An 11,865-nucleotide genomic window follows, 5' to 3' on the forward strand; every position below is an offset into this window, starting at 1 on the left:
GTCACCGCTCCCCGTCGCCCGCCCGTTCCCCCGCGAGAATGGCCTGCACGGGGCAGGCCGCCACCGCCCGCAGCACACGCTCACGCTGCTCCTCGGGGACGGCCGGCGCGTACATCAGGGCCTCCTCGCCGTGCAGTTCGAACACCTCGGGGGCGAGGAACGCGCACTGCGCGTAGCCCTGGCAGCGATTGAGATCGACGACGACCCGCATCACGCTCTCTCTCCTCCTGTCCTGCCGTCCCCCGCCTCCGTCCTACCCCCTGCCGGGGAGCCGCGCGGCCGGGAGTGCGCCGACCGGGGCAGCGCACGCCCGAACGGCTGCTTCCCCCTTCCCTCCCGGCGTGCCCGTCATACTGCGGAGAGAACGAGAGCCGCCGCCACGGCCAGCGCCAAGTAACCTGCGGGAAAAGCGATGTTGTGGTAGACGCGCGCACGGACGTGGGCCATGACGGCGCCCACGTAGAACAGGACCAGCCCCGACGCCGCCGCGAGGCCGACCGGCGGGGCCCCGAGCAGCCCGAGCAGGAGACCGGCGGCACCGGCCGCCTTGAGCGCGGCGAGCCACGGGAGCCACGACCGGGGAACACCGACTTCGGCCGAGTTGGCGAGGACGAAGCGTGCTCCGGCGAGGTCCGCGACGGCGATCGCGGCGTTGGCCACGATCGCCAGGACCACGACGGCCGTACCGGCAGTGGACAGATCGGCAGTGGACATGAGGCTCTCCCCTTTCCCCGGGAGTTCCCCCGAGAACATCCCGGCGCGACCAGCCTCAAGGGGACCCGGCCCCGGCGTCCAATACCTGCATCCATAACGTGTGGGCATGGACGTCGACATCCGGCTGCTGCGCTCCTTCGTCGCCGTGGCGGACGCGGGGAACCTGACGCGCGCCGCGGAGCACCTCTTCGTGTCGCAGCCCGCGTTGAGCAAACAGATCAGACAACTGGAGGCCCGGATCGGGGTGCCGCTGTTCACCCGGTCCCGGGCGGGCATGACGCCCACCGCGGCGGGCCGGGCCCTCGCGCGGCGGGCACCCGGACTGCTGGCCGAGTGGGACCGGGCGCTGCGGGAGACCAGGAGCGCGGCCGACCGGGCGTCCCGCGTCCTGCGGGTCGGTTTCCTCGCCAGCGCCGCGAACGAGGCGACCCAGGCCATCGTCACGGAGTTCGCCCGCCGGCGGCCGGGACGGCGGGCCGAGATGCGGCAGTCCTCCTGGTCGGACCCGACCGCCGGGCTCGTGGGAGGCGAGGTGGACGTCGCCCTGCTGCGGCTGCCCTTCCCCGGGCAGGAGGCGCTGCGCACAAGGGAGTTGTTCGCCGAGCCCCGCTGGGTCGCGCTGCCCTCGGCACACCCCCTCGCCGCACGGGCCGCCCTCGCCTTCCGGGAGCTGTGGGACGAGCCGTTCGTGGCGGCACCGGCCGCGACCGGCGCCTGGCGCGACTACTGGCTGGCCGCCGACGAACGCGAGGGACACCCGGTCCGTATCGGCGCCGTCACCGACCAGCCCGACGAGTGGCTCAGCGCCGTCGCCCACGGCCACGGCATCGCCCTCGCCCCCGAGTCCGCCGCCCGCTACTACGCGCGCCCCGGCGTCACCTACCGTCCCGTCAGCGGCGTCAGCCCCAGCCGGGTGGGCGTCGCGTGGGCGCCCGCCGCCGACGCCGACCCGGTCGTCCAGGACTTCGTGCGCTGCTGCGTGGACAGCGTCCCCCGATGAGCCCTACGGCCCCCTGAGGGGTCAGCGGACGGTGCGGCCGAGGCAGCCGGCGAGGCGGTCGAGGGCGGACGCGTCGTGGGACACGGGCCGGGCCGGGGCGAAGGAGCCGCCCGGTGTCCGCGGCAGGCCGCCGTAGATCTCCCGTACTACGGGGAGGGCCGATGCGGCGAGGTCCGGGACGAGGTCACGCGGGTGTCCGATGGCCGTGGCCAGGTCCCAGCCGTGCACCAGCATCTCGATGACCAGCTGCTCGACGAGCCGTCGGCCCGGCGCGGGCCCGTACCGCTGATCGAGCATGCCGGGGCGGCGGAAGGCGGTCAGCGAAGCCTGAGCGGCGGCATGGAACGCTGCCACGTGGTCCTCGCCGAGGTGGTCGGCGGTGACGTCGGAGCGAGGGGCGCCGTCGGCCAGGCCGGCCCACAGCAGGTTCTCCCAGACCAGATGATCGAGCAGGGTGCGCACATCCCACTGTGCGCAGGGCGTCGGCAGGCCGAACTGGTCCGGACCGACGGATCGGACGAGACCGTCCACAGCGGCGAGAACCCTGGCGCAGGCATCGAGCACTCCCGCGGGCTGCCACGCGTCGGCCCCCGTGTCGTACAGGGTGCCGAGCTCCTCGGCCCGGGCACCGGGAGCGGGGTTGGTGCGCAGCGCGGTCTTCAGCCAGTCCCCGGCCGCCGCCATGCCGGTCCGCACCGGCCGGCCGTTGATGACGCACATCAGCTGCCAGTACCGCTCGACCTTGACGTCGCAGACGACCTCAAGCTGTTCCAGCAGCACGCGGCGGGCGTGTTCCCCGTCGGTGTGCACGGCGTTGCGGGTGCGCGTCTGTGTGGGGATCCAGGCGGTGACGACGGCGGCGACCACGTGGTCGGCCGCGGGGGAGTCCGGGGCGATCCCTTCCTGTATCGCCGTGTTCACCCGCTGCGTCCAGTCGTCGGTGAGCTGTTGGGCGTCCCGCAGCGTGCTCTCGTCGTGGTCGCCGGGGGCGTGCTCGGCGGCGTACCGGGCCATGCGCCGCATCCCGGTGCGCAGGGCCGGGTCCGTGACCAGTTCGCTCAGCTCGATCCAGGCGTCGACCTGCTCGTCGGTGGGGTGGTCGGGCAGGTCCGGGGTGGCGGCCAGCAGCCCGCGGCGGTAGGCCGGCACATCCAGGTCCGTGAGCGTCCCGGTCACGAACTCCTGGATGAGCGCGCGCCGTTCGGCGGCGGACAGGCGGGCGGTACGGGTCATGAAGGCGAGTCCTTCGGCAGTGGTGGAACGGCGGGTGACGGAGCGCAGCACCGCCTGCTGCGTACGCAGCGCGCGGATCTGCGCCTCCAGCGCGTCGGCATGGGCCGTGGCCACGTCCGCGAGCGTGTGCTCGCGGTCGAGGACATCACGGATCTGCGGCAGTCCCAGCCCAAGGTCCCGCAGGGTCTGTGCCAGTTGCAGACGGGCCAGGGACCCGGAGTCGTACAGGCGGTATCCGGCGGCGGTCCGCCCGGCAGGCGGCACCACCCCGACGTCGGACCAGTGCCGGACGAGCTTCACCGACAGCCCGGTCTTCCGCGCGATCTCCCCGATACCCCACAAACCCGCGTCGCCGACGTGCATGCACCCCACCTTCGACTCTCCCACGGTGGGAGAGTCAACCAGGTCCGACGTCCGTACGCCTGTCCGCGCGACCTCTCAAGGCTTCTCCCAGACCGAGACGTGCCCGCGGCTCCCGCTGGTGAACGGGGCCCGCGACCATCCCTCCCACCGGTCGAGCGGCCGCAGGCCCGCGAGCCGTGCCATCAGGTCGAGCTCGGACGGCCACACGTAGCGGAACGGCGTGGACGTGTGCTCGGCGCGGCCGTCGACGATCGTGACGTAGTGCGAGCTCATCGCCTGCGTGACCACGTCGTAGGTGTCGAACGCCCACTGCTCCGGGCCGATCCGGAACGGCACGGCGCTCTGCCCCGGCGGCAGCAGCCGCAGCTGCGGCACCCCCACCTCGACCACGAAGCGTCCGCCGGGCCGCAGATGGGCCGCGGCGTTGCGGAAGCAGTCCACCTGGGCGTCCTGCGTCGTCAGGTTGTTGATCGTGTTGAAGACGAGATACGCGACCGCGAACTCCCCCGGCACGCGGGTCGTCGCGAAGTCGCCGATCGTCACCCCGACGCCGTCGCCGCCGGGCTTCGCGCGCAGCCGCGCCACCATGGCCCGCGACATGTCGATCCCGTGCACCGGCACGCCGCGCGCGGCCAGCGGCAGCGCGATCCGCCCCGTGCCGACACCGAATTCGAGCGCGGGCCCGTCCCCGGCGAGCCCGGCCAGCACGTCGACCGCGGGACCGACGGCGTCCGGGCGGAACATCTCCGCCTCGGACTCGTCGTAGGTCGCCGCGACGCTTTCCCCGAACCAGCCGTCGTCATCGAGCATGCCGGGACCGTACCGCTCGGGGGCGGGCCGTCGCGCGCGAATTTCCATGGCCTCCACAGGCGCTCTCAGCGCTTGGGCCAGTGCCAAGCAGGCTCGTCCAACGGGCCTTCGCGCCCCGCGACTTGCGTCCGGCCGAGGTCGTCCTTGACCAGCGTGACCGCGTTGACGTCGAGGCGGTGGCGCGGGGCGCCCCGGCCGAGGGCCTCGGCCAGCTCGGGCGCGTGCGTGACCACCACGATCTGGGTGTCGCGGGCCGCGGTGAGGACGAGGTCGGCCAGGGGCGGCAGCAGCTCCGGGTGGAGGCTGGACTCCGGCTCGTTGAGGACGAGCAGCGCGGGCGGGCGAGGCGTGAGCAGGGCCGCCGTCCACAGCAGATAGCGCAGGGTGCCGTCGGAGAGCTCGGCGGCGCTCAGGGGGCGCAGCAGTCCGCTCTGGTGCAGCAGCAGCTCGAACCGGCCGCCCTCGCAGACGACTTCGATCCCGCTGCCGGGGAACGCCGCGTCCACGGCGGCGGCCAGCCGCTCGTGGTCGCCGATCTCGCGGATCGTCTGGAGCGCGGCCGCGAGGTCGGCTCCGTCGTGGGCGAGGACCGGGGTGCGCGTGCCGATCCGGGCGGCGCGGGCGGGCGCTTCGGCGTCGGTGCGGACGTGGTCGTAGAACCGCCAGGACCGCAGGTGCTCGCGCAGGCGCAGCAGATCGGGCGCCAGCTGGGGGTCGGCGAACTGGCCGATCATGCTGTCGTGGGGGAGGAGGGTGCCCGTCGAACGGTGCCAGATGCCGTCGGCGGCGCGCGTGCGGACCGCCGGGCCCGAGCGGTCCGAGAGCAGCGCGGCCGGACGCAGCACGGGGCCGGCCCACGTGCACTCGCGCTTGATCTCCGGATCGAGGTTGAACAGGGAGGCCCCTCCCGGGGCGCCCGTCGGTATCGGATGCCCGAAGTCGACCGCGTAACCGAACTCGTCCCCGGCGAAGCCGAGCCGCAGGCTCGTCGGCGCGACGCCGCGGGCCGTCCCTTCCTTCTTGCCCGCCCACAGCGTGGAGGGCAGCCCGCCCTCGCGCGCGAGCGCCGCGACCGCGCCGCCGTCGGCCGCGTCGGCCAGCAGCCGCAGCGCGCGGTAGAGGCTGGACTTGCCCGTGCCGTTCGCGCCCGTGACCACGTTGAGGCGGCCCAGCGGGAGGATCAGACGGCGCAGGGAACGGTAGTTCTCGACGGCGAGGGTGGTGAGCATCGTGCCCTTCCGGGGAGCGCGGCGGAATCTTTCCCTCCAGTGTGCCGAGGGGGTGTGACAACCGGGCGGGAGCGGCTCCCAGGTGTCCGCCGCCTCGGCGTGGGGAACTGCTGTATGCGACAGGGATCCAGTGAGCAACGCATTGCAGTGCGTGACGGAAGGGAACCCGTGATGTCACAGGTGTCGGGTGAGCGGCCGCTGATCGTCGCCGACGAGGTCCGCGCGGCGCTCGGCGCGGGCCGCCCGGTGGTCGCCCTCGAATCGACGATCATCGCGCACGGCCTGCCGAGACCCCGGAATCTGGCCGTGGCGCGGGAGCTGGAGGAGATCGTACGGACCGCCGGCGCCGTCCCCGCGACGATCGCCGTCCTGGACGGCCGCCCCCGCATCGGGCTGGACCAGGCGCAGTTGACGCGCGTGGCGGGCGAGGACGGCATCCGCAAACTGGGGCACCGGGACCTGGCGCCGGCGGTCGCGGCGCGGGCGAGCGGGGCGACCACCGTGTCCGCGACGGCCTTCCTCGCGGCCCGGGCCGGGATCCGCCTCTTCGCGACGGGAGGGCTCGGCGGGGTCCACCGTGAGTGGGCGCAGACCCAGGACGAGTCGGCGGACCTGCGGCTCCTGGCGCGGGAACGGATCGCGGTGGTGTGCGCGGGCGTGAAGTCGGTGCTGGACGTACCGGCCACGCTGCAGCGCCTGGAGTCCCTGGGCGTGGGCGTCCTGGGCTACCGCACCGCCGAGTTCCCGGGCTTCTACCTCAGCAGTTCCGGCGAACCCCTGGACTGGACGGTCCGGTCCGCGACGGAGGCCGCCGACGTCCTGCGCGCCCAGGACGCGCTCGGCGGCCCGCCCTCGGCGCTGATCGTCGCCAACCCCGTGCCCGAGGCGGAGCAGCTGGACCCGGCCCTGCACGACCGCGCGCTCAGCGAGGCGCTGACGGCGTGCGCGCGGGAGCGGATCACGGGCCAGGCGGTCACCCCCTTCCTCCTCGACCACCTCGTCCGGCACACCGGCGGCGCGTCCCTGGAGGCCAACGTGGCGGCGGTACGGGGCAATGTGCGGCTGGCCGCCGAGATCGCCGCGGCCTACGCCTCATGACGGGCGGCACGGGTCGTACGGGCGGTCAAGGCAGTACGGGCGGTACGGGCGGTTCCGGCGGCGCCCTGCTCGTCGTCGGCGACGTGGTCACCGACGTCGTCGCCCGCCACCGCGCCCCGCTCGCCCCCGCGACCGACACGGCCGCCCGGATCTCCACCCTCCCGGGCGGCGCGGGCGCCAACGTGGCCTGCTGGGCGGCACGTTCGGGAGCCCCCGACGTACGGATCCTGGCCCGGGTCGGCGCCGACGCCGCCGAGTGGCACGCACGCGCGCTGCGCGCCGCCGGTGTGCGCCCGTACCTGGTCGTCGACCGGGACGCCCCCACCGGCACAGTCGTGTGCCTGGTCGGCGCGGACGGGGAGCGGACGTTCCTGACCGACAGCGGCGCGGTCGTACGCCTGTCTGCCGCCGACTGGCGTGATGAACTCCTCGACGGCGTCGGCCGGCTGCACCTGTCCGGCTACCTCTTCTTCGCCGGTACGAGCCGCGAGGCCGCCCGGACCGCGCTGGAGGCGGCCCGGGCCCGGGGCGTCCCCGTGAGCGTCGATCCGGCCTCGGCGGGCTTCCTCGCCGGCTTCGGGGTGGACCGCTTCCTTGCGGCCGTGGCGGGCGCGGACGTCCTGCTGCCCAGCCGTGACGAGGCCGCCCTCCTCACCGGTCTGCCGGAACCGGCCGACGCGGCCGCGAAGTTGAGCCGTCTGTTCCCGCTCGTGGCCGTCACCCAGGGCGCGCGGGGCGCCGTGGTGGCCCGCTCCGGCGCTGCCGTCGTCCACGTGCCGGCCGGGCCCGCCTCCGTCGTGGACACCACGGGCGCGGGCGACGCGTTCAGCGGGGCCTTCCTCGCGGCACTGCTGTCCGGTCTCGACGCGGCCGGGGCGGCGTACCGGGGGTGCCGGGCGGGCGCGGAGGCGGTGGGACGGGTGGGCGGACGGCCGTACCGCCCGGCCTGAGCGGGGCGCCCCGGAGCGGGACTTCTTCGCGCGCGCCGTCACCGAGAGGGACGGCGCGCGCACAACTTCGCTGTTGACAGCGGAGGTTGGTCTAGTCCACTTTGGTGGGGCGCGAGTTCCACGGGGGACGGGGGAGCCAGGCAGCCCCGGGGGAACTCGGCGCGGGCCCGCTGCCCCGTCGCCCGGCGCCGCCGCGCACCCGGGGAGCAAGGACGCCCGAGCACCGCACGCACCGCGGTCACCCGCGTCCTCCCGGGAGCGGAAAGAGAACCGAGCCCTGGAGCAGCCCTGTGACCCTACCCGACCCCTATCTCCATCGCGCCGCCTCGCCCGTCCCCTACTTCAGCGCGGACGGCGAGACCTACCTGGCGCGAACACCCCTGCGGGACCTGCGCAAAACGCTTCCGCTGCGCGTCCTGACCGAAGAGGACTTCGCTTTCTGGCAGACCTACGGCTATATCGTGGTGAAACAGGCGATCCCCGCCGAATCCGCCCGTGAACTGCTCGATTTCGCCTGGGAGTTCCAGGGCCTCGACCCCGCCCGCCCGGACACCTGGTACCAGGAGCGCCCGTTCCGCTCCGAGCTGGAACAGGAGCTGTACATCTACGGCTTCGTGGAGGCCTACCACCACCAGCTCCTGTGGGACAGCCGGCAGACGCGGCGGGTCTACGACGCGTTCGTCGACGTGTGGGACTGCGAGGAACTGTGGGTGACCCTGGACCGGCTCAACCTCAACCCGCCCAACGTCGGCAACCGCGACCGGGCCCTGATCGGTACCCGGGAGAAGGGGTTCGACATCGAACTCCACTGGGACGTCGACACCTCGCAGGGCGTACCGCCCCAGCGGGTCCAGGGAATCATCGCCCTCAACGACACCGCGCCGGAATGCGGCGGATTCCAGTGCTGCCCCGAGCTGTTCCGGCAGTTCGACCGCTGGAAGGCCCTCCAGCCGGACGACCGCGACCCGATCCGTCCCGCCGTCGACCGCGGCGCCCTGCCCGTCGTCCGGCCGGAACTGCGGGCCGGGGACCTCCTGATCTTCAACGGGCTCCTGGCCCACGGCGTGGCCCCCAACACCTCACGGCAGGGAGTGCGGGCCGTGCAGTACCTGGCGATGATGCCCGCGCTGGAGACACACCGGACCTTACGGCGGTCACGGATCGACTCCTGGCACCGGCTCACCACACCGGACTGGAACGCGACCCTCCTCGGGGACGCCCGACAACCCGAAGCCCTGCGCTACGACAGGGCCGAACTCGACGAACTCGGCGCCCGACTGCTCGGCCTGAACCCCTGGCACACACGGCCCCGGCACTCACGGTCCCGCCACACACAGCACCCGCGTACACAGCACCCGCACGAGCCCATACGGGAAGAGACATGCGCCGAATCTGCCTGACCCTTCCCACCAACCGGCCCTGCCCCGCCACGATCACCGCCCTCGGCGAGGAAGCGGCCCACGCCGCCGATCACTTCGACATCGAGGTCCACCTGGTGATCCTCGACTCCTGCGACGCGCCCGCCCGGACGGAACACGCACGGGCTCTGCGCCGCCTCCCCGGGCACCCCCGGGTCGTCGTCCACCACCTCGACGAGGCGCGGCAGCGGGACTTCCTCCAGCGGGTCGTCGACCACTCCGGACTCACGCCCTCCGGCACGCTGCTGGACCTGATGCTTCCCGACGCCCTGTCCTACGGGGCCTGCACCAACCGGGCGTTCCTCGTCGCCGCCGCACTGGGCTGCGAGTCCGTCCACCGCAGGGACTCCGACAGCCGCTACCAGCAGACCGCCGACGGCGAAGCCGTCTTCCCCGTCCACCACGAACTCCTCGCGCTCGGCCGGCGCGCGGCCGACGCCGCGTCCACGGTCACCGCGACCGCGCTCCCCGCGCGGCTCATGGACCGGCGCGTGGCGATGGCCGGCGGCTCCTTCATCGGCGAACTGTCCGTGGACATCGGCGAGATCCTCGCCCTCGACCCCGGGATCTACCACGAGGTCGTCGGCCTCTGGGCACCCCTGGAGGCGCCCGACGAGGAGAAGAGGCACCTCGTCGGGGAATCCTTCCGCGGAGCCGGCACCGAGGCGTTCACCCGCGACCACGCCACGCTGACCCTGGTCGACCCGATGCGCGTGGACATGTGCAACATCGCCTTCCACGGAGTGCACGAACAGGTCCCCCTGCCGCCCGCCACCGACACCATCGGCAGCGACTACTTCCTCATCCACCTCGTCCACGACGCCGCCCTGCCGGGCGTCCTGCACAACCGGAACATCGTCAACTACTACACGGGCGAACGCAGAACGGACCAAGGGTTCCTCGCCTACCAGACGCGCTTCGTCAAATTCCTGCTGTCGATGCTCTACTTCCACTTCGTCTACGACGGGATGGCCGAGGCGGGCGAGGCCCTCCTCGACGGACGAGGACGCGTTCGCGCGTCCGCCGTCGCCGCCCTCGCCCGGGACAGCGCGCGGCTCGACCGCACGGAGAACGTCCGGCGGCTGGACACCCTCGATCTCGCCTACCGGAAACTGGGCGGCAAATACGCCGACTTCGCCGACCTCCTCACGGCGCGCCGCGAGGCCCTCCTGGAGGAGGCGTGGCGCGACATCGAGCACTTCGCCCTGCTCGTCGACGCCTGGCAGCCGCTCGTCCGTACGGCCGCGACCACCCCCCTGTACCACTCCCCGGGACAGCCGCGATGACCACAGCGATACCCCACGACACCACCCCCCTGTTCACGGCGCTGGCGGCCGCCGACGAGGACCGGATCGTCTTCGACCTGACCGGCATCGAAACCGGCTACGAGCGGCTGCGCCGCGAACTCCCCGACGTCTCCGTCCGTTTCGCCATGAAAGCCTGCCCGGTGGACGAGGTCCTCGCCTGCCTCGTCCGCAAGGGCGCCGGAATCGACGCGGCCGGCCCCCGCGAAATGCGGCAGGCCCTCCGCGCGGGCGCAGCCGTCGGCAGCATGCACTACGGCAACACCGTCAAGTCCGACCGGAACATCGCCGAGGCCCACCGGCTGGGCGTCAGGGACTTCGCCACCGACAGCCTGGAGGACGTGGCCGCAATCGCGCGCCACGCCCCCGGCGCCCGGGTCTTCTGCCGGATCGCCACCAGCGGGGAGGGAGCCCTGTGGGGCCTCGGCCGCAAGTTCGGCTGCCCGCCCGCCCACGCCGTACGGGTCCTGGAGTCCGCCCGCGACAGCGGACTGACCCCCTCGGGCCTGTCCGTGCACGTCGGCTCCCAGCAGATGACGGCGGACGCCTGGAGCGCCGCGATCGACACCCTCGCCGACGTCCTCACCACCCTGCGCCGGCGCGGAACACACCTGGACCACATCAACCTCGGCGGCGGCCTCCCGGCCCTCGGCTACCTCGACAAGCACGGCAGACCGCTGGACCCGCCCCTGGAGAAGATCTTCGCCGTGATCCGGGACGGAATCCGGTACCTCCGACGCGTCCACGGCGGCCGCCTCGCGTTCCTCATGGAACCCGGACGCCATCTCGTCGCCGACCACGGGGCCGTACGCGCACACGCCGTCCGCCTCACCCGGCGGCCGGGGCACGACGGTGAGGACCGGCGCTGGCTCTACCTGAGCTGCGGCAGGTTCAACGGCCTGTACGAGACAGACGCGTTGCAGTACCGGCTCGTCTTCCCCACCCACCCCCACGCCCGGTACGTATCGGCCACCGTCGCCGGACCCACCTGCGACAGCGACGACGCCCACTCCCCGGACCACGCCCCGGTCCGGGTACCGGAGAACCTGGCGTCGGGCGATCCGGTGTGGGTGCTGTCCTGCGGCGCGTACACCACCAGTTACACCACCCGGGGCTTCAACGGCTTCGCACCACTGCCGTACGAGTGCACCGGCGGCACCGACAGCGAGACGGCCCGATGACCGGCCAACCACCCCTGCGCATACGCCCCATCGCCGAGCAGGACTGGGACGGCATCGTGGCCCTGGAGTCCCGCGCCTACACCCCGCTCGGCCTGTCGGAGGAGCGGACCGTCCTCAAGTCCCGGGCGGACGCCTCACCGGGCACGTGCTTCGTCCTCGACGCGGGCGGCCGGCTCGCGGGTTACGTACTGGCCCTGCCGTACCCGCCGTTCCACCACCCGGACCTGCGGCGGCCGCAGACCACCGTCCCTCCCTCACGCAACCTGCACCTGCACGACCTCGTCATCGCACCGGGCCTGCGCCGCGCGGGACTGGCGCGGCACCTGCTGCGCCATCTCACCCTGACGGCGCGGGAGAACGGCTACCGGCGCATGTCCCTGATCGCCGTCGGCGGCAGCGACACGTACTGGGCGCGACACGGCTTCACCGCCCACCCGGGCCCCGCCCCCGACGGCTACGGAGCGGACGCCGTCCCCATGTCCAGAGCGCTGCCGCCCGCCCGGGGCGGCGGCGCGCACCAGCGCGGCTCGCACCCGCACGACGAAAAGAGCTGATGCGCGTGTCC

Annotated in this window: 12 protein-coding genes; 7 read left to right on the plus strand and 5 right to left on the minus strand. The window is 73.3% G+C overall.

The window, feature by feature from the left end:
* Window position 1: 1 nt before the first annotated feature.
* Window positions 2–211 (minus strand): ferredoxin, encoded by a 210-nt coding sequence (locus ACFP1Z_RS11615; protein WP_390316298.1) that lies wholly within the window; start codon window positions 209–211, stop codon window positions 2–4.
* A gap of 137 nt (window positions 212–348) precedes the next feature.
* The gene (locus ACFP1Z_RS11620) at window positions 349–714 is read right to left on the minus strand and encodes a DoxX family protein (RefSeq protein ID WP_390315996.1); all 366 of its coding nucleotides are present in this window, start codon (window positions 712–714) and stop codon (window positions 349–351) included.
* 106 nt (window positions 715–820) lie between these two features.
* Here ACFP1Z_RS11620 and ACFP1Z_RS11625 point away from each other — a divergent pair, with 106 nt between their 5' ends.
* Entirely contained in the window at window positions 821–1,714 is an 894-nt protein-coding gene (locus ACFP1Z_RS11625; RefSeq protein ID WP_390315998.1) for a LysR family transcriptional regulator, read from the plus strand.
* A 21-nt stretch (window positions 1,715–1,735) separates the two neighbouring features.
* Here the strand turns inward: ACFP1Z_RS11625 and ACFP1Z_RS11630 are convergent, their stop codons facing one another.
* From ACFP1Z_RS11630 to ACFP1Z_RS11640, 3 genes are all read right to left on the minus strand, one after another.
* Window positions 1,736–3,310, minus strand: coding sequence for a TIGR03086 family metal-binding protein (locus ACFP1Z_RS11630; protein ID WP_390315999.1), 1,575 nt, complete (start codon window positions 3,308–3,310; stop codon window positions 1,736–1,738).
* A 75-nt stretch (window positions 3,311–3,385) separates the two neighbouring features.
* Complete coding sequence (locus ACFP1Z_RS11635; protein WP_390316000.1) at window positions 3,386–4,120, minus strand: class I SAM-dependent DNA methyltransferase; 735 nt, start codon at window positions 4,118–4,120, stop codon at window positions 3,386–3,388.
* A gap of 65 nt (window positions 4,121–4,185) precedes the next feature.
* Window positions 4,186–5,349, minus strand: a complete 1,164-nt coding sequence (locus tag ACFP1Z_RS11640) for an AAA family ATPase (RefSeq protein WP_390316001.1) — start codon at window positions 5,347–5,349, stop codon at window positions 4,186–4,188.
* 171 nt (window positions 5,350–5,520) lie between these two features.
* On the opposite strand from ACFP1Z_RS11640, the gene ACFP1Z_RS11645 reads away from it, so the two are divergent.
* From ACFP1Z_RS11645 to ACFP1Z_RS11670, 6 genes are all read left to right on the plus strand, one after another.
* Entirely contained in the window at window positions 5,521–6,447 is a 927-nt protein-coding gene (locus tag ACFP1Z_RS11645; RefSeq protein WP_390316002.1) for a pseudouridine-5'-phosphate glycosidase, read from the plus strand.
* Window positions 6,444–7,397, plus strand: coding sequence for a carbohydrate kinase family protein (locus ACFP1Z_RS11650; RefSeq protein ID WP_390316003.1), 954 nt, complete (start codon window positions 6,444–6,446; stop codon window positions 7,395–7,397). Before ACFP1Z_RS11645 ends, ACFP1Z_RS11650 begins: the two co-directional genes overlap by 4 nt.
* Before the next feature lie 290 nt (window positions 7,398–7,687).
* Window positions 7,688–8,797: a phytanoyl-CoA dioxygenase family protein gene (locus ACFP1Z_RS11655; protein WP_390316004.1), complete on the plus strand. Its 1,110-nt coding sequence runs from the start codon at window positions 7,688–7,690 to the stop codon at window positions 8,795–8,797.
* Window positions 8,779–10,101, plus strand: coding sequence for a DUF6271 family protein (locus ACFP1Z_RS11660; RefSeq protein WP_390316005.1), 1,323 nt, complete (start codon window positions 8,779–8,781; stop codon window positions 10,099–10,101). Before ACFP1Z_RS11655 ends, ACFP1Z_RS11660 begins: the two co-directional genes overlap by 19 nt.
* Window positions 10,098–11,300, plus strand: a complete 1,203-nt coding sequence (locus ACFP1Z_RS11665; RefSeq protein WP_390316006.1) for a type III PLP-dependent enzyme — start codon at window positions 10,098–10,100, stop codon at window positions 11,298–11,300. Before ACFP1Z_RS11660 ends, ACFP1Z_RS11665 begins: the two co-directional genes overlap by 4 nt.
* The gene (locus ACFP1Z_RS11670; RefSeq protein ID WP_390316008.1) at window positions 11,297–11,854 is read left to right on the plus strand and encodes a GNAT family N-acetyltransferase; all 558 of its coding nucleotides are present in this window, start codon (window positions 11,297–11,299) and stop codon (window positions 11,852–11,854) included. The genes ACFP1Z_RS11665 and ACFP1Z_RS11670 overlap by 4 nt, the downstream gene beginning before the upstream one ends.
* Window positions 11,855–11,865: the final 11 nt, after the last annotated feature.

The organism is Streptomyces gamaensis (assembly GCF_042656465.1).
Classification (GTDB): Bacteria; Actinomycetota; Actinomycetes; order Streptomycetales; family Streptomycetaceae; genus Streptomyces; species Streptomyces gamaensis.